Annotated in this window: 8 protein-coding genes and 1 pseudogene; 2 read left to right on the forward strand and 7 right to left on the reverse strand. The window is 68.9% G+C overall.

The window, feature by feature from the left end; translation table 11 throughout:
- Window positions 1–559: 559 nt before the first annotated feature.
- From DEJ50_RS29915 to DEJ50_RS29925, 3 genes and pseudogenes are all read right to left on the reverse strand, one after another.
- On the reverse strand, window positions 560–1,489 hold the full coding sequence (locus tag DEJ50_RS29915; RefSeq protein WP_150211183.1) for an IS630 family transposase: 930 nt from the start codon (window positions 1,487–1,489) through the stop codon (window positions 560–562).
- 28 nt (window positions 1,490–1,517) lie between these two features.
- Window positions 1,518–1,634, reverse strand: a pseudogene (locus DEJ50_RS35480) (DNA-binding protein); the annotation flags it as partial.
- Window positions 1,635–2,357: 723 nt separating this feature from the next.
- Entirely contained in the window at window positions 2,358–9,401 is a 7,044-nt protein-coding gene (locus DEJ50_RS29925; RefSeq protein WP_150211184.1) for a polymorphic toxin-type HINT domain-containing protein, read from the reverse strand.
- 360 nt (window positions 9,402–9,761) lie between these two features.
- On the opposite strand from DEJ50_RS29925, the gene DEJ50_RS29930 reads away from it, so the two are divergent.
- Complete coding sequence (locus tag DEJ50_RS29930) at window positions 9,762–14,051, forward strand: hypothetical protein (RefSeq protein WP_150211185.1); 4,290 nt, start codon at window positions 9,762–9,764, stop codon at window positions 14,049–14,051.
- A 91-nt stretch (window positions 14,052–14,142) separates the two neighbouring features.
- On the opposite strand, the gene DEJ50_RS29935 is transcribed toward DEJ50_RS29930, so the two are convergent.
- The gene (locus DEJ50_RS29935) at window positions 14,143–14,556 is read right to left on the reverse strand and encodes a hypothetical protein (protein WP_150211186.1); all 414 of its coding nucleotides are present in this window, start codon (window positions 14,554–14,556) and stop codon (window positions 14,143–14,145) included.
- A 331-nt stretch (window positions 14,557–14,887) separates the two neighbouring features.
- Window positions 14,888–15,583, reverse strand: coding sequence for a hypothetical protein (locus DEJ50_RS29940; protein WP_150211187.1), 696 nt, complete (start codon window positions 15,581–15,583; stop codon window positions 14,888–14,890).
- 343 nt (window positions 15,584–15,926) lie between these two features.
- Between DEJ50_RS29940 and DEJ50_RS29945 the strand changes: the two genes are divergently transcribed.
- Window positions 15,927–17,081 (forward strand): macrolide family glycosyltransferase, encoded by a 1,155-nt coding sequence (locus tag DEJ50_RS29945; RefSeq protein ID WP_411757650.1) that lies wholly within the window; start codon window positions 15,927–15,929, stop codon window positions 17,079–17,081.
- Window positions 17,082–17,133: 52 nt separating this feature from the next.
- On the opposite strand, the gene DEJ50_RS29950 is transcribed toward DEJ50_RS29945, so the two are convergent.
- Both DEJ50_RS29950 and DEJ50_RS29955 read right to left on the reverse strand, forming a co-directional pair.
- Window positions 17,134–18,123: a 3-oxoacyl-ACP synthase III family protein gene (locus tag DEJ50_RS29950; protein ID WP_150211188.1), complete on the reverse strand. Its 990-nt coding sequence runs from the start codon at window positions 18,121–18,123 to the stop codon at window positions 17,134–17,136.
- Window positions 18,123–19,028, reverse strand: a complete 906-nt coding sequence (locus DEJ50_RS29955) for an SDR family oxidoreductase (RefSeq protein WP_150211189.1) — start codon at window positions 19,026–19,028, stop codon at window positions 18,123–18,125. The genes DEJ50_RS29950 and DEJ50_RS29955 overlap by 1 nt, the downstream gene beginning before the upstream one ends.
- Window positions 19,029–19,052: the final 24 nt, after the last annotated feature.

Consider the following 19,052-nt stretch of genomic DNA (forward strand, 5'->3'; position numbering starts at 1 on the left):
TGATCCCCGAGATTGCAGCATTGAAATAGCTCGGATCCCCGTGGTTCACCTGGCCAATCATTCGGAGATTCGCGAAATCTGCCGCCAGCACTTGTCGAAACGTGAGCCCGGCATCAACGCGCGCGGTTCTCCTTCCCGCGCCGCCGTACGTGCGTGTCATCCTATGATCGGCATCCGTCATCATGTGCGCGGCGAAGTCTCGATAGTTCGGGATGCGGCCAGAGGCGGCCTGCGGAATGTGGTTCGGTGTGAGATTGTCCCCAACTCTCGCCCTGCCATCAAGATCCCCAAAACGCCCGACTTCATGCTCTTGGACAGCCGGCCTTATGGGCGCACCATTGGCGCAGCGGCAGGAGTCAGCGTGGGCGGGATTCGAGCCGCCACAGTTATGAACCAGGACCGGAGTGGCCCCCGCCAGCACATAGTACGTGTGCTGGCGACCCTTCCTCTAGCTGCTTTTATGCAGGTGGGGAGGGGTTTGGCGGTCCGCCGGAGTCCGTGGTTGTGCGCCTGGATCCGTGGTTGTTGCCGCTGAGGTTGAAAGGGTGGGGTGACAAGGTCATCCGGGATCGATCCTGAGTCCGGTCTCGGCGACGAATCCATCGAGGACCTCGGGTCGGCGTTGGAGGCGTCGCAGCCTGTCCTTGGCCAATGGAGCGACGTCCTCGATCGCGCGGGGTGCGAGGTTGGCCAGGGACTTCTTCAGGTGGGCCCAGACGCCTTCGACGGGGTTGAGGTCGGGCGCGTAGGGCGGGAGCTTGACGATGGTGAGCCAGTCGCTGTTGCGGGCGCAGAACTCCCGTAGGGCCTTGGCGTGATGGGTGCTCGCGTTGTCCCACACCACGATCAGCGGGGCACCGCCGAGCTGCCTGCGGGCGGAGGTCAGCAGGTCCGCGAACTCACGTGCCCGGAATCCCTTCTTCTCGCCGGTCCGGCCCCGGTACGTCTGGGTCCGGTAGATCAGACGGGTCTCGCGGCCCGGTCTGACGCAGATCATCCCAGCCATGAGGACCCGGCCGGAACCCTTGCCCGTCACCCTGACCAGCGGCGTCCGCCCGCGCCTGGACCAGGTTCGGCCCTTGCCGGGTTTGCAGGTCCTGTCCGGCCTCGTCCTCGAAGACGATCCACGCGCCCAGGAGCTGGGCCGTCCTCTTACCCGTGACCACTGCTCCGTCCGCCACCGTGCTACGGCCTGTTCGTCCCGCTCGACGGCCTGGTGCGCGGGCACCTGCGGGGACCAGCCCAGCCGGTGGAGCAGATACGACACCCCGCGCGGGGTGTACCGGTGCCCGAACAGGCGGTGGATCAGCTCCGCGACCCTCGCCAGCGTCCACCGCTGGTCCTCGCTCCAGCCATGCGCCGCCGGTCCGGCCTCCAGCTCGACCTGCAACCGCTCGGCCTGGACATCGTCCAGCCGGCACGGAAAGCCGCCGGCCCCCTTGGATGTGAGGGCCGCGTTGGCCCTCGCGCCAGGCTGCGTGCCAGGCATACGCCGACTTCCGCGACACCCGTAACCTGCGGGCCACCTCCGGCGGCCGCACTCCGTGCTCGAACATCTCTGCGGCCTCGAAACGCACACCCTCACGCTTCGCCCGCCCCGCAGCGGTCAGACCGCCGCCATCCGCGTACCTCATGACGAGGATGTAGCACCGCCAACGCCCGCTGTCACCCCACCCTTTCAACCTCAGCGTCAACTACTGCCGTCAAACGACACGGAGCCCTCATCGACATCACTGTCGATGAGGGCTCCGTCGCGCTGCTACCAGATTCCGATAACCCAGACAGAAATCACGGGGAAATTGTCGGAGTATTCCACTCGGCACACTCCGCTACGATTCGCGCAATCTGTCGACGCTTCGGGTAACTAGAGCGAATCTTAGAGAGTCGTTCCGCGTACAATTCTGCGACATCGACCCCCTCTTCGGACAGCAAGCGGAAATCGCCATCACGCCACATTTCCTCAACTCCTCGCAGAGTCGTCTTGATTCCCCGAAACTCAGCCCTTGAGTATCCGCCGCCGGCCTGCAACAGATCATCGCAGGAATCCCAGAAGTTCCCCACGCCGGATCTGATCCGCCATTCGCGATCGCCTGAAGGCAACTCTTGCGACGCCACCAGGATCGCTACTCCAGCAGCTGTCGATTGAAAATAGGACGGGGCAGACGAGTCCTCCAGGGCGCCGATCTCGCTTCGCCAGCTCCTCAGCAAGGCGATCTTCTCTGCATCTCCAGGAACTGCTGGAGCGCTGCACCCAGCAACGATGTCATCGATCTCTGCCAGGCGTGAGGCCCCGGCAACCTCAAGGATGGGCCGCATCCTGGCGAGAGACAGCCCTCCGGTCAGGCTCCACAAGTCCATCAGCCGCCACCCCCTAGAACAACTCGCCATGGCGTGTTTCCAGTGCTCGACACTCCGGTGCCCTTGCCGATCGGGCTCGGTGTGAGGCCCACTCCTGGACCTGTCGCTTGCGCGAAGCACGCAGGGCACATCCTAGTCGACGAAGCCATCCCTACGATCTTCCAGTCACTCCCCAAGCGATTCATGATCGTAGCCTCGGCATGTCCTTGCCCTGGGATATAACGCTCGCCACGGAGGGGTGCATTGCCTCCCTTCCATTCATCGGGGAGACCGGTACGTTCAGTTGCGACCCATGTTTCGACTCTGTTCGTATTCACGTTCTGAACTCGGGCAACTGCAACTGTCGACGCCTCATCTGCCCGCGTTGCATAAAGCTCACGGGCTCTATCAAGTAGCGCTCCGCCGCAATTATGAACGAGTACCGGCGTGGCCCCCGCCAGCACATAGTACGTGTGGACGTCTGCGACGGTGAGGTTGTGGACGCGGTGGGGTTCGGTCCAGCTTTTGGTGGCGGTGAGTTGGACGTAGGTGCCTGCTGAGGTGCGGAGCCAGGTGCCGGGGGTGAGGGCTTTGGCGGGGATCCACTCGCGGAGGTTTTCGACCCAGAAGGGGTGGCCGTCGGTGGCGGTGATGGTGTCGGTGCGGGTGGATTCGGGGTCGGGGTCGGTGTCCACGGTGAGGGTTACGAGGTTCTTGTAGCCCTCGCCGACTATGAGGCCGACTGCGGGTTCGGGCGCGGTGGTGCCGGTTTCCGGGTCGGTGGCGAGAACCTGGTCTCCGAGCTTGATGTCCTGGATGGGCTTGGTGGTTCCGTCTGCGAGGAGGATCTCCGTGTCGGGGGCGAAGCTGTTGCCGACCGGGCATGAGCCGCCGTCGGCGTTGCCGCCGGCGTCCGCTTCCTTCTTGGCTGCTGCCGCGGCCTCGTCTTGTTGCTTGGCTGCTGCTGCGGCTGCGTCCTCGTCGGCCTTTCTCGCGGCTGCGAGGTCTTCGTCGTATTTCTTGTTGTAGGCGGCCAGGTCCTCGAGGTACTTGGCGTCGGCAGCGGCTGCTTCGTCGGCCTGGCGGACGATGCCACGGGCCCAGGAAACCTCCCCGCTCCATTTGTCCAGGGCCTTTTGGACCTTCTTCAAGGCCTTGAGGATCTTCTTCGCCTTGCCGGCGAAGAACATGGCCGCTTCGATGGCGAGCATGGCGCAGGAGCCGACGCTGCCGCCGATGCACGACATGACGTCGTTGTAGCCGCTCATGTCCTTGAGGACTTCCCTGGCCACCTGGGCCGCATAGTCCAGCTTGCTCTGGTTGGCCAGGAAGCGGGCGCGGTCTACATCCGCCTGGGCCGGGCGCGGGTGGGTGGGGGCTGCCGGTGGGGAGTAGGGCCGGAGCTGCTCCACCGCGGTGGGTGGCCGAAAGTCTCTGAGGCCGCCGACGAGCATGCAGCGGTCGGCGTTCGGAGGGCATTGACTCCAGAGACCCGTCGGGTCGCTCTTCGTGACCGGGCTGTTCTCCGCGTAGGAGTACGCCTGCATCTGCTGCGGGTCGGTGTTGTCCATGATCGGGTCGACGGAGATGAACCGGCCGATGGCTGGGTCGTATTCGCGGGCGCCGAGGTGGACGAGTCCGGTGGATCTGTCGATGGTGCCGCCGACGAAGCCCTTCTCTCCGGGCCAGACGGAGGGCTGGGTGCCGCGGGGGCCGCCGAAGGGCGTGGACTTGCGGCGGGTGACGGACTGGGAGCCGCCGGCTTCGACGGAGGTGTTGGCCGTGCCGTTGTGGTCCGAGAGCAGGTAGGAGGTCTGGATCGTGCCCAACTCGTTGGTGCGGACCATGGTGGGTCCGGCGGGGTGGCTGTAGTAGCGGGTGCCGGTGACCTTGTCGGTGGCTTTGGTCAGCTTGAGTTCGTTGCCCGGTAGGTAGAGAGTGGTCGCGTCCGCGTCCCGGCGGATGAGGCGGGAGCCGACGGCGTCATACAGGAACTCGGTCGTCTTGCCGGCCGTGGTGGATTTGGCCAGGTGCCCTTCGGCGTCCCATTCGAGGGTCTGGGTGTCGCCCGTGGTGGTGCGGGTCCGGGTGTTGCCGACCTCGTCGTAGGCGTAGTTTTCGACCCGGGAGCCGCCGGGGCCGGTGGTGGTGACCGAGGACAACTGGTGGGTCTTCGCGCCGGGTCCGGTCGGGTAGGCGTAGGCGCGTGTCACGTCCGCCGCGGTGTTGCCGGCCGGGTCGTGCTGCACCTCGGTCTGGCGGCTGCCGGTGATGTCGTAGGTGTACGAGGTCCAGTACGGGTCCGGGCCGCCGATCGCCGGGCGGGTACCGGGCCCGGCACCATCGGGCCGGGCGGCGCAGTCGTCGGTCGCCGACCACGCGTCCGTCAGGCGGTTGACGTGGTCGTAGGCGAAGCACTGGGTGTCGGTGCGGGACGGACCGGGGTCGGGGCCTTCCGCGTCGGTGATGCCGAGGATGTTGCCGGACTGGTCGTAGCGGTAGTCCACGCGGTTGATGCGCTGAGGGGCGCTCTCGCGGTCGTTGACGACGGAGGTGATGCGGCCGGTGTGGGCGTCGTACTCGTAGGAGGACCACACCTGCTTGCCGAACGGGCCGGTCTTGGTGATCCGGGTCCGGCCCACGGCGTCGTAGACGACGTCGTCGACGAACGTCGCGCCGGCGACGGTCATCTTGGACGGCAGGTCGAGGCCGTTGTACTCGGTGGCGACGTTCTCCACCGGCAGGCCGCCCGCTGCCGGGTGCCGGATCCAGGCCGGGAGGCCCGTGTTGGGCTTGTAGCCGCTGGCGTAGGCGTAGGTGCCGGCGAGTTTGCCCTCGGCCGCCGGGATGGTGACCTTGCTGCCGGTCGGCCGGTATTCCGTGTCGAAGCCGGTGGTCTCGACCTTGTACTCGTGACCGTTGACGAACCGGCTGGAGGAGACCGGCAGGCCGACCGCTCCGGGCAGGGTGTCGTACGTCTGCGCGGTCAGCTTCGGTCCCTGGAGCGATCCCTCGTGGGTCGCGGTGGGGCGCCCGAGGACGTCGTAGGCGAAGGCGAGGGTTTTACCGCGTCCGTCGGTTGTCGTGAGCAGGCGGCTGCCGGCGTCATAGGTCTGGGTGGTCGTACCCCTGTCGGGGTCGACCGACTTCGTGCGTCGCCCGCGCAGATCGTGCTCGTAGGTCCAGACCGCACCCGCCGGGTCGACAACCTTGGCGAGGTGGCCGCGCCGGTCGTACTCGTAGCGGGTCGCGTCGTAGGCCCCGGTGGGCCCGCCGCCCTTGAACTGCCGCAGTTCGGTCCGGTGGCCGCGGGCGTCGAAATACGCCTTGGTCGGCGTTGTCCCCGGCGGTGGGTCGACCGCTTCCCAGTCACCGCCGCGGGTGGTGGTGGAGCGCCAGGTCTCTTCGCCGTGCTTGCGCGTGATCGTGGCGGTGCTGCGCCCGAGTGCGTCGTACTCGGTGACGGTGGACGCGGGGACCGCGGAGTCCAACGGCGCCCACAGGACCGGAACGGGCCCGGAGTCGCTGTTGAAGTAGGCGGCGTTCTGCTTCCAGGCCTCGCCGCGGGAGTTGTAGAAGGTGTCGGTGATGACGCGACCGCCGCCGAGCCCGGGCAGCTGAGTCTGCCGCAGGCGGAGCATGCCGTCGTAGAGGTCGTACTGGGTCCGGTATCCGCCGTTCTCCAGCAGCTTCCTGGAAGTGATCACGACGGGGCCGTCGGTGCGGACGTCATACGCGAACTCGGCGTCCGGGCTCTCGGTGTTCGGGTCGCGGTCGGGCGTCCAGACCTTGACCATGCGCCCGAGCGGGTCGTACCGCATGACGGTCCGGCGGCCGTTGGTGTCGGTCTGGGCCAGTGGGACGGCGCGGGCCGGATCGACCTCGATGGCCGTGGTGTGGCCGAGCCCGTTGACGGAGGTGATCCGGCTGGGGATCTCGCCGGTGGCGGGGGTGTAGCTGTTGGTGGTGGTGACACCGTAGATGTCGGTGGTCACCTTGGGGCGGCCGTACTCGTCGACGGTGACGGAGCCGTTGGACTGGTACTTCGGGCTGCCGTTCTCGTACCGGTCGAGTACCGCGCCGCCGGTGGAGTTGCCCACCGGGTCGTAGTGGCCGAGCTGGTCGCTGATCACGTCGTCGGGGCGGCTGGTGGGCGCTGCACACGCCTTCGCGACGGTTTCGGTGCGGCCGACCAGGTTCAGCACGTGCTTGTCGAGGTTGGGTGTGTACGTGATGCGGGTGCAGGTGTCGTCCGTCGCGGTCGCCAGGTCGCCGAGGTCGTTGTTGGTCTGCTGGAGGCCGTACTTGTCGAAGGAGTTCTCGGTTGCCGTGCGCTGCCATCCGCGGCCGTCCGACAGCGCGGTGCGAGAGCTGGTTCTGGTGGTCTGCTGCACGCGGGCCACGAGGGGCGGGCTCCCGTCCCGGGCGCGCTGCGCGGTGACCTCCCCCAGCCATGGGGTGTAGACGGTGGCCGAATTGAGGGAGCCGCCGACCCCGTCGTAGTAGAGGACTTCGCGGACCTGGCCGGAGAAGTCCTCGGTGTCGCGGACCTTGCCGCCCTCGGAGTCGGTGATCTCCACCGAACGGGTGCCGGCCGGCAGCCTGTCGCCGTCCATACCGCGGAAGTAGAGGTTCTCCACCAGCGACGGTGCGTCGTAGCGGGCATCGCCCACCAGGGTCCGCACCCGTTCGTACCCGCGCCACTGGCTCCAGGTCCGCAGTTCCGAAGCGAGCAGCTCGTTGTCGTCGTCGAAGGCCCACGCCGGAGCGCCCACGTACTCGAAGCTCGTGGTCTTGCCGGGCGAGTTCCCGTTGCGATCCTCATCCCGGATCACGGTGACGAGGTGCTTGTGGAACCAGTCGAGCTTGTACGTCGGCGGGGCGTCCGGGTCCGACGGGTTGCGCAGCTCCAGCTTCGCCGGGAAGCACCGCAGACCGTTGGACTCCGGGTTGGCCGGCATCCGGACCGGGTTCACCGTGGAGCACTCGGTCGGCGCGTACGTGACGGCGGTCGACTGGCCGGTCTCGGTGTGGATCGCCTCGACCCGGTACCGGAAGTACGGAGGTGACCCGTCGCCGTTGTTGTCGACGCGGTTGGGGAGCTGCTTGCCCACGAACACCACCGGAGGCATGGAGGTCCCCGGCGTGGTGCCGTTCTTGCCGGTCCGCTGGACGGACCCGAGCCACAGCGCCCGGTCGGACCCGTCGCCGGCCATCGGGAAGTCATGGGTGAGGACCCAGGTGTCCACGTCCCGCAGCTGGCCGCCGACCCGGACGCGGGTGTCGATCTGTGCCAGCCTTTTGCGGGACCAGAACGTCGGCGCGTAGCGGTCCTTGCAGTCCTCACCCGGGTTGCAGTTCTGGTCGAACGGCACGTCGGGCCAGTTCTTCGCGGTGTCCTTGGTCAGCGCCCCCGGGGAGCAGTTCACCCCCGGGGCGGGCAGGCAGCGTTCGGCGACGGTGAAGTCCACCTGCGCAGGCGCGGGCGCGTACAGGTTGTCCGACCTCAGTCCGTATTCGGTGCGGGCAAGCCAGCCTCCGCGGACATAGGTGCGGTTGGTGGAGGTGCCGTCGGTGCGGACATTGCTGCCGTAGGAGTTGGTCTCCGTCTCGTAGTAGTGGGCCATCGCGTTGCCGCGCGGGTCGACCACGAGGTCGAGGTTCCATCGGTAGGCCTGGTTGCAGAACGAGTTCGCGAAGGCCTGGGTGTGGCAGTCCTCACCGGGGTGGTTGCCGACGACGGGCTCGGTCCACACGGACTTCGTCTCGGGCTTGCCCGCAGCCCAGCCGGGCAGACGGTTGCGGCCGAAGTGGTACTGGGCGCCGTCCAGGGTGGTGACGACCCAGTGCTCGCCCTCCTTGTCCCCGTTGGAAGCGCCGCGCAGCAGTTCGATCGTCGAGCCGTCCTCGGACTGGGCGCGCCACTTCTTCGTGGCGTCGTCCAGGACGAGCTGGGTGGAGTTGCCGTTGAGGGACATCGCGACGACGGGCGGGCCCTGGCAGACGTCACCGGTCTCATCGGGCGGGTTGTTGAAGCCCGATCCGGGCTTCTTGTCGTCCGCGCACTGCGGGAAGGTGCGTTCGATGAACGAGGAGGCCAGGTCCCAGCCGTCCCCGACCCAGGAGCCCTGCGCCTGCGAGGCGGAGGTGCGCCCGTCCACGCTCGACGACGAGTAACCGAGAGCAAGGGTCGGCCCCGGGCCGCCCAGCGAGGGCGGGAGCTCCAGCGGGTACGACCAGGAGAAGTCACCGGCAGGACCGCCGCCCTGCCACGTCCCGGTCGGGGCGAGGGTGGTGGCCCGGAAGTCGCCCTTCGGGCCCTGCGGCGCGGCGACAGCGGCAAGCACGACCCCGCCGCCCGGCGCCGCGGTTGCGCCTGCCGCGGCGCTGGTGGCGTCCACCTTCGCGGTCAGTCGCGAGGTCCTGGCGTCGTTGTGTGTCGGGACGGGTGAGGTCCTGCGGCACTCAGGTACGTCCGGCGTCGTGAGCGCGCAGCCGGGCAGCGCCAGGAACCGCAGCCGCGATGCCCAGTCACCGCCGTACGCGCTCCTGAACGGCGCGTAGTCCAGTTCGACGGACACGGGCGTCGGCCCCGGAACCGAGTCGGTCCGCCTCAGGCCGAGCAGGACGCCGTCGATGCCGATCCGCCGACCGGCGGCACGATCCGCCAGGTCGACCCGTACCCGAACCTTCGCGGACGGATCGGCTGCCTTCGGTGCGTCGGGTGAGCGGAGAGCCGCCGAGCCCGGCGGGCCCGCCTCGGCAGCGAGCCTGACCGGCAGGTTCCCCACCTGGACGGGAGCCGGCCTGCCCGCCGAGGCGGCTAATCGCTCAGGGGGCGCGGCTGCGGGAAGGAGTTCGGCCTCACCCGATCCCGCCGCGGGCCAGGCCACCCGAGGCGCGCCCCGCCAGGCGTTGCGCTGCGACTCGCCCGGGCTGGGAGCCGGCCTCGGCCGGACCGGCTTTCCCGGCACCGAAGGGAGCTTCCGCACCGCGGACTTCAACGGCGCCGGCTTGGCCTCCTCGGCGGTCGCGGCGGGAACCGTCAGCCCCGTCAGCACCATCAGCCAGGCGACTGAGATCGCAACCCGTCGGGGCTTCGGGCGAACCGGAGATCGGAACTGCGACTCGTTCACGCCGCGCAAAAATCCCCACCTGGTGTTACCCACGGAAATCCCCCCGAGATCATGAGTGGCCGCCAAAACCTAACAGCGTGCCTCGTGTCGCGAAAGACCCTCTGCGGCGTCAGGGAAAGGGCAGATCGGGAGCAGGTGGGAAATGAGGCGCGGGAACGCACAGAAGCCCTGGAATCCCGCGATGGCGGACTCCGCACACGTCGACGGTGGTCGCGGTGGGAAGGCCTGCCCTGGTAGAAGTCTCGACAAGTATCGACGGGCTCGACGCTGAAGAGGGAAAGGAACACCTTGAGAATTCCCTGGAAACACTCCTGGGGCGAGAGTGGAAAAATTCGACGAAAGGCGCTGAAGAGTGGGGTCATCGCGCTTGCCGCATGCTCACTCACGCTGAGCTCGTTACCTGCTCAGGCCAAGGAATCAGCCATTCCGAAAAGCAGCACCTCGGCTGAATCCGCTGCTCAGAACACCATCGCCGGAAAGGCCGTACAGCAGGCGGCCGAAACCGGCACGCGGATCGAGATCCCGGCGCTGCGCACCGAGGACACGAAGACCTTCGCCAACCCGGACGGCACCTACACCGAAGACCGCTTTCTGCGTCCTGTCCACGTCCGCCGGAACGGCCGGCTCGTGGACGCCGACGACACCCTGGTCGCCGGAAAGGACGGCACGATACGCCCCAGGGCCGCCCGCCTGGGATTGGCTCTCTCCGGAGGCGGCGGATCCCCGCTCGCCAGACTGACCAAGAACGGCCGGGAGATCGCCCTCACCTGGCCCGGACCACTGCCCAAGCCGGTACTCGACGGTGACACCGCCACGTATGCGGACGTGCTCCCGGGCGTGGACCTCAAGGTGATCGCGGATGTCGATTCCTTCTCCCACGTCCTGGTCGTCAAGACCCGGGAGGCCGCGCGGAATCCGCGGCTGTCCACGTTGTCCTTCGGGATCAGGGCCAAGGGACTGAAAGTGAAGGCCGGTGCGGATGGTGCCCTCGCCGCGGTCGATCCCGCCGGCCACACGGTCTTCACCGCGCCCACGCCGAAGATGTGGGACAGCAAGAGGCCTGTCACAGGCCAGGCCTCAGCCGCCGCGGACTCCGACACGGTGGCTGCAACGGCGCGGCCCTCGGCCGACCCCGCCGAAGGCGCCCCCGAGGCCGCCCGGCAGGCCCCCCTCGGCGTACGGCTGAAGGGCGAGACCCTGGAGCTGACCACCGACCGCGCGCTCCTCACCGACCCCGGCACCACCTTCCCCGTGATCATCGACCCGCTGTGGCGGGACGACTGGAAGAACGCCTACGCGATCGCCTACAAGCACAACGCGTTCCCGAACTCGGCGAGCACGGCGTACTGGAACGGCGGGACGCTGAGCAAGGAAGCACGTGTGGGTTGCTCCCGCGACGCACAGAACGGCAACGCCGTGGTCTGCGCCAACACCTTCTTCAAGATCGACGTGAGCAACCTGTGGGACAAGCACATCCTGTCCTCCACTCTGCGGATCCAGCAGAAGTACGCCGGCTCATGGGACTGCAAGTCGGGCGCCGTCGACATCGTGACCAGCAACATCCCCACGCCGCAGACGACGTGGAACAACCAGCCCGCCACCTTCGAGTCGGTGGCCTCCTCGGACGTCTCGTTCGGCGGCCGTAACTGCCCGACCGCCTCCGGTGACCAGCTGATCGAGTTCGACGTCACCTCGGCCGTCGCCAAAGGCGCTCGCGAGCACTGGCAGCACGGGTGGGGCTTCCGCATGAGCTCCCGCACCAACACCGTCGACGTCTCCTGGCGCAAGTTCGCCCCCGACACCGCCCGCATCTCGACCAACTTCAACACCCCGCCCGGCACACCCGCGGACCGCTCGACGGACCCGTCCGTCCCGTGCACGGGGGGAACGTTCGGCCTGACCGACCACGTAACCCTGCGCGCCCGGGTCTGGGACAACGAGGACAATCAGGTCACCGCGATCTTCCACTACTGGAAGGACGGCGTGTACCAGCCGATCGAGATCCGCGAGACCGTCGTCCGCGGCAACGTCGCCGCCGCCCGCATCCCCACCGCGAACCTGGCCAGTGGCACCTACCGGTGGGACGTCACTGCGTACGACGGCACCAGCTGGTCCCCATGGTCCGGCCAGTGCCTGTTCACCATCGACAAGACCCGCCCGAGCAGGAAGCCCACGGTCTCCTCGCCGCAGTTCCCCAACGGTGACACCGGCAGCCCGCCGGTCAGCCCGGCACGGACGACGGGCGACTTCACCTTCGGTGCCAACGGCATCTCCGACGTCGTGCGCTACACCTGGCACACCGACACCGACACCGCCGTCCGCTCCGTCACCGCGCCCCACCCCGGCGGCTCCGTGACCATCCAGTACAAACCGCTCAACGCCGGTCCCCTGCGCATGTACGTCACCAGTCACGACGCCGCCGGCAACCCGTCCGACACCACCGCCTACCTGATGTACGCGAAGCGGTCGGCCGAACGCGACAAGCCCGGCGACCTGAACGGCGACGGCAACACCGACGTCTGGGCCATCGAAAAGGACACCGGCCAGCTCAAGTTCTACCCCGGCCAGGGCAACGGCGAGTTCGGCCTCGGCCTCGACGCATCGCAGGCCACCTTCACCGACGCCGGCATCACCCACCGCGGCGACCTCGGCGAGGACGGCTACGAGGACCTGGCCGTCCTCGCGCGCGGCCCCAATGGGGCCAAAGAGCTGTACGTCATGAACAACCGCGGTGACGGCACCCTCCAGCACCCCGACACCGGCCGCCGCGTCCTGGACACGTACCGGCCCGAGGCGAAAGTGTGGACCGACGCCGACCAGATCCTCTCCCTCGGCAGCGTCAACGACGACACCGGCCAGGAGCCCTTCTCCGGTCCCGACGGCCTCATCGACGACTACGACTACGCCGACTTCCTGATCCGTGCCGGAAACCGGCTGTGGTTCTTCCAGGGCTCCAAGAGTGCGTACCTGGACGAGCTCGCCGACCCCGTCCTGGTCGGAGACGAGATCTGGGCCGGCACCACCCTCATGACCCCCGGCGACACCGACGGTGACGGGCTGCCCGAGCTCTGGGCGCGTGACGAGGCGACCGGAGACGTCAACGAGTACCGCAGCCGCAAGGACGCCTCCGGCAACCTCGACATCTCCGCCTATGGCGACCCCGCCACCAAAACCCGGATCGCGACCGGACTGTCCCTCAGTGCCTACCCGAGACTGGGCAGCAACGGCGACTTCGAAAACGCCGCCACCGGCGCCCGGCACGCCGACCTCTGGGGCACCGACCCGTTGGGCCGCGTCATGGAACTGCCCGGCAGGGACCGCTCCGGGGGATCCGCCTTCGACCCCGCCCGGCTGATCGTCGCCCAGACCCGAAGCTGGGCCGACTGCGAGCCCGTCAGCGGCTTCAGCCTGTGCGGCCCGATCCTGTCCAAGTACAAGGCCATGGGACCGGCCCGACTCGGAGCCCCGCTCACCGGAGTACTGACCTCGGGTGACGGTGTGGGGCGGTACGCCGACTTCGCCAACCACACCACCCTCGTCTGGGGCCCGAAGACCGGCGTCTGGGCGGTCGGCGGCTCGATCCGCGACAAATGGGGCGCACTGAACTGGGAGAGGGGCCCCCTGGGCTATCCCACGTCCGACGAGTACGACACCCCGGACCGGTCCGGCCGCTACAACACCTTCCAGCACGCACAGTGGGGCGCCGCGATCTACTGGCACCCCGAGTTCGGCGCACACTCGATGTACGGCAGCATCTACGCGAAGTACCGGGACGCCGGCGGCTTCGCCCGGCTCGGCTACCCGACGACGGACGAGACGTCCACCCCGGACAACGCCGGGCGGTTCAACCACTTCCGGCGGCCCCTGGACAGGGGTGACACCGGATCGATCTACTGGAAGCCCGACCTCGGCGCCAAAATGATCACCGGGCCCGTCCGTTCCTTCTGGGCCACCCGTGGCTGGGAGGCCGGCTCCCTCGGCTACCCCACCTCCGACACCTACGCCCTCCAGGACGGCAAGGGCCAGGTCGGCTACTTCAACTACGCCGGCGTCTACTGGTCCCAGGCCACCGGCACCCACAAGGTGTTCGGCAACATCTTCGCCAAATACCTCGAGCTGGGAGGGCCGGAGAAGCTCGGCTACCCCGAGAACGACGAGACCGCCACCCCGGACACCGTGGGCCGGTTCAACTCGTTCAACAAGAACTGGGCGATCTACTGGACGCCCAGCACCGGAGCACATGCCGTCGGTGGGGCGATCCGCGACAAGTGGGCCGCCATGGGCTGGGAGAGGGGCCCCGGCTACCCGCTCACCGACGAACTCCCCACAGCGGGAGGCGCGGGCAGGTACAACGTCTTCTCCAACGCCACCTCCATCTATTGGTCCCCATCCACCGGCGCATGGTCGGTCGGCGGAGACATCCGCACAGCATGGGTCCAGCTCGGGGCAGAGACAGGCTGGCTCGGCTTTCCGACCAGCGACGAGTTCTCCGTCCCCGGAGGACGCCGCAGCAACTTCCAGCACGGTTGGATCGTCTGGAACGCCACAACCCGCGCCATCACCACCGGAACCTCGTGACGACGGTGCCCGCGGATACCCACCGGGATCCGGTTCCCTGACCCCGTGAGGGCCCGGCCCTCCGGGTTGCCGGAGGGCCGGGGCGGGCGGGTCAGTCCTCCAGGCCGAAGTAGCGGCTGAGGTAGTCGGTGATCTCGGCGGAGTGGGGCAGGAGTTCCGGCAGCTGGGCCGCGAGTGCGTCACGGGTGGCCGTGGCGAGGGCGGAGGCGCTGGTGGCGGCCGTCTTGACGTACGGTTCGAGGCGCTTGATCAGCTCGTAGTTGCTGGCGATGTTCTCGGCGCGCATCGCCTTCTCCAGGGGCGGCGCGCCGGGCGGCGGGACCGGCGCGGGGACCCGGCAGAGCGGGTCGACGACCTTGTTGTAGAAGTCGTCGAAGTTGTCGTTTTCGTCGCGGCCCTGCAGGTCCCCGGAGGGCGCGCACTGGACGGCCAGGCCGAAGCTGCGGGAGGAATCCTTGCCCTTGGCCCGGGTGACCGTGAAACCGCCGCCGAAGCCGAATTCCACGCCGGCGCCGAACTTCTCGCCGTGGTGTAGGAGCCGGCGGTGGTCTGGCTGACGGCGTCGGTGGCCTCGGTGGACTCGGCGAAGAAGCCGCCCTGGGCCGTCCACACACAGGTGTTGACCAGGTCCCGGTGCGAGTAGCCGGTGGCGGTGGCGCTGCGGGGCGCCCCGCTCTGCGGGTTCGACGGGGGGAGGTTCACGCCCATGCCGCCCAGGACCGCATTGGCCTGCGCCAGGGCCACGTTGTGGCCCATGTCGTGCTGGTCTCCGTCGAGACCGACCCGTAGAAGGCGCGCAGGGGCTGCTGGTCCCGGATGATGCGGCGCTTGAGCGCCTACGCGTCACGGGGTTTGAAGTAGCTGTACTCGCCGTAGCGGGTGACGCCGGGATAGTCGGGGTCGGTGACCTTGCCGCGGTCGTCGAAGCCGACCGCACCGTCCAGGGTGCCCTGCTTGGTGTAGCGGGGGTTGATCGGGAAGTGGATGATGTTCCAGTCCAGCGGGATGTCCGGGTTGGGCAGCATCCGGTAGGCGACCAGGGCGCCGGTGTGCGCGAGGCGCAGGGCGAAGACGTCGGCGGTCTGCGACTGAACCAGGGCCATGCCGGTGTTGGCCGGTACGTACCGGCGGCCGACGGCGGGGTTGAGCACCCGGGCCGGGTCCTCGGTGTGCCCGGTCAGCGCCAGCCGGGACGCGCGGGCCGTGGTATGGCCCTGGCCCACCGTGATGTCCGCGCTCCAGGTGGTGGAGAACTCCAGGGCGGCCGAACCGGTGGCCTTCAACGAGAACTTCGCCGCCGGCTGCGCGAAGCCGATGCCCATCGGCGCGTTGATCGCGAGGAGGCTCTGGTCGTTCTCGGCGCTGACCGAGAAGTTGAAGGCCGAGGTGCGGCTGGTGGTCCTGCCGGCGGACAGGCTGTGGACCGCTTGTTCCGCCTCGGTGAACTCCACGGACAAGGCGCTGGGGTAGCCCTCGGGCTTGCCGGTAAGGTTCTCCGACGGGACCGGCGGCGCGCCCTCGATGTACCCCACGAGCTGCGGGTCGAACTGGGCCTGGCCGACCCAACCGTGCCCTCGGTGAGCGGCTCGCCGTTGCGGTACAGCCGCAGCGGGCTGGCCTTCGGGTCGAGGTCGCGGGTCCAGCGGGCGCCCCGCAGCCTCGCCGGGAAGGTGCCGGAGTCGTCGTACGTCAGATTGCGCTCCGGCAGACGCACACCCAGGTGAAAGAGCAGCTCGGGCAGTGTCCGCCGGTGTGGTCGCGGCGTTGGGGAGGCGGCACATCGGATACCCGGTGGCACAGGTGTCACCGAGTGGAGCACATGGGGTGATGGTCGTGCGAGACGCTCTGACAGATGGTCAAGGACGCGGGCGCCACGTGGCGCTGTTCAACGTACCGATGCACGGGCACGTGATGCCCACGCTCGCCGTCGTGCGGGAGCTGGTCGACCGCGGTCATCGGGTGAGCTACGCGGTGACCGCGGAGTTCGCCGACAGCGTCCGAGAGGCGGGAGCCACGCCCGTGCTCTACGAGGTGCCCCCGGCGGGCGAGGCCCCGGAAGACATGGCCGAGGGGGTCACCCAGGCCGTGGGCGTGAATGTGATGGCGCTCCCGCAACTGGAGCAGGCGTTCGCCGGTGATGTACCGGATCTGGTACTGGCCGACGTGTACGCGTGGGCGGGGCCGCTGCTGGCGGCTCGCTGGAAGGTACCGGCGGTCCAGCTGGCTCCGACGCACATCCCGTACGAGGGCCTGGTCGAGGAGTTTTTCGGCCTCGAGGACATCTCGCAGATTCCCGGCTTCACCGAACTCTCCGGAGAACTCGCGCACTTCGGCGTTCCGGGCGGGGTCCACGCCCTGACCCTGGCGCCGCCGCGTACGGTCGCCTTCTTCCCCCGCTCGTTCCAGCGGCGGCCCGAGACGGTTCGGGCGGGAGCGGCTCATTGGGTGGGTCCGGCCATCGCCGACCGGTCCTTTCAGGGAAGCTGGAACAGGCCGGCGGATGACAAGCCGGTGGTCTACGTGTCGTTGGGCTCTCAGTTCAACAGGCGTCCGGATTTCTACCGGGCCTGCCTGGAAGCCTTCGACGGCTCCGGATGGCATGTGGTGATGAGCGTGGGCGCCGAGGTGGCTGCGGCCGGACTCGGCGAGGTGAGGGAAGGCGTCGAGGTGCATGCGAGCGTGCCCCAGCTCGACGTCCTGGCCTCGGCCTCCGTCTTCGTCACGCATGGCGGCATGGGCAGCCTGATGGAGGCGTTCTCCCTGGGAGTGCCCGTCGTGGTGGTTCCGCAGATGGCGGAGCAGCGCGTCAACGCCGCCCGGGTCGAGGAACTGGGTGTAGGGCGGTACCTGCCGCGGGAGCAGGCGACTGCACAGGCCCTGCGTGAGGCGGTGCAGGTCGTGGCGGGTGACGGCCGGATCGCGGCCCGCGTGGCAGAGCTGCGTCAGCAGATCCGCGAGGCCGGAGGTGCGGCGGCGGCTGTCGATGTGGTCGAGAAGGTCCTGGCGGACGCACCTGTGGTGACGGGCTGAGCACGCCGCCCTGGGCGGAATCCGCCTCGGGTTCCGCCCGGGACGGCACCGGCTACCAGCGCAACAGGATCACGGCCCCGCTGGCCCCGCTGGCCGTGCCGAACAGGCAGACGCTGTCTCCGGCGGAGAGCCTGCCCCTCTCCCTCGCATGGGCCAGTTGGAGCGGGAGGGTCGCGGCAGCGACGTTCCCGACGTGTGGGAAGGTGGGGATGATCTGGGTGAGATCGATTCCCATGCGGGTGCAGAAGGTCTCCCCGAACGGCACCGACGGCTGGTGGATACAGACCAGGTCGAGCGACCGGACATCGACGTCCCGTTCCTTGAGCCACTGGGATGCCTGGTCGTCCAGCCCGACGAAGGAGCCCATCAGCGCGTCGGAGTCCACGTGCAGGCCCTGAGGCCGGCCGGGGGCGTGGTGAGGGTCGTACAGGGTGGCGGCGGGCCAGCCGGCGGAGTTGGCCCAGAACGCCGCATCGGTGATCCCGGGAACGGTTGAGGCTTCCAGGAGCAGGGCCGTGCCGGCATCACCGCCGGTCAGCGAGGTCAGGCCGGTGCGGAGCCGGTCACGGGTCAGATCCCAGCGCGACACGCGGGAGAGCGTCTCCCCGCAGGTGATCAGCACACGGCGGTGCTGGCCGGTGCGGATCAGCGCGTCCGCGACCTGAAGGGCATTGACGACGCCGTTGCAGGCGTTGCCGACGTCGAAGGCCGGGCAGGACAGGCCCGTCTTCGCGGCGACGACATGGGCGTTGGCCGGTTCGCGTACGTCGGCGCTGACGGCCGCGAACAGCAGGAGGTCGACATCGGCCGGCGTCAGCCGGGCCTCACGCAGAACACGGACGGCAGCACGGGCGGCGAGGTCCGAGGGCAGGTCCCCGGGGTCGGCGACCGTGCGTTCACACAGGCCGTACGTGCGTCTCAGGAGACCGGCCGGGAGTCGGAGCGAGGGGCTGCTCCGGGCCAGGCGCTGTTCGATCTCGGCGACGGTCTGGCGCCGGGAGGGCAGGTAGGCCGCAATGTGGGTGAGGCGGCTGTACGTCATCACGCCCCCGCCCGCACACCGGAGGCGGACGGCGCCTTCGCGGGCCCGGGCGCGGGAACCCGTGGCAACCCGGTGGCGGCGTGCTTGATGCGGTCGGTCAACGCCAACGGGAGCAGCGTGTGCAGAGGTACGAGGAGGCGGGCGTCGCGGCCGACGACATAGCGGGCCCGGGGGCGACGCGCCGTCAGGCACCGCTCCACCGCCCGGGCGACCGGCTCGGGCCCGGGCACACGGCGGTCGACGGAGCCGAACAGCCGGGTGCTGGCCTCGTAGCCGGGATTTCCGGCGCTGCGGACCGCCGCGAGATCGGCCACGGCCCTGCCGAGCATGGGAGTGGCGAACGCCCCCGGCTCGACCAGGCAGACGCGGACGCCCAGCTGCGCGGCCTCCACCCGCAGGCAGTGGGTCAGGGCCGACAGGGCGTGCTTGCCCGCGCTGTACCACCCGCCCATCGGCCACGGGACGCGTCCCAGCCCCGAGGAGATGTTCACGATCCGGCCGCCGCCACGGGCAGCCATACCCGGCATGAGCAGCCGGGACAGCCGAGCCGGACCCAGCAGGTTCACCTCCAGCAGGTGCCGGGCGCGCTCGTCGTCGACATCACAGATCGCGCCGGCCTGCGGAATACCGGCGTTGTTCACCAGAGCCCACGGCCCGCCACCGGTCATCTCGGCGCACTCCTCCAGCGCCCGACGGCACGAGGTCCCGCACGACACGTCCAGCACCACCGTGCGCAGGGCCAGGCCCCGCTCGGCGGCCTCCGCTTGCAGGGCTCGGGCCTTGTCCGCGTCACGCGCGCCGGCGATCACGTCCCAGCCCGCGCCCGAGAGGCGTAGCACCGTCGTACGGCCGATCCCGCCCGTCGCCCCCGTTACCAGCACGCTGCGCCCGCCAGGCCCGGCCATCGATTCCCCAGCCCCTTCCCCATC

The organism is Streptomyces venezuelae (assembly GCF_008642295.1).
Taxonomy (GTDB): domain Bacteria; phylum Actinomycetota; class Actinomycetes; order Streptomycetales; family Streptomycetaceae; genus Streptomyces; species Streptomyces venezuelae_C.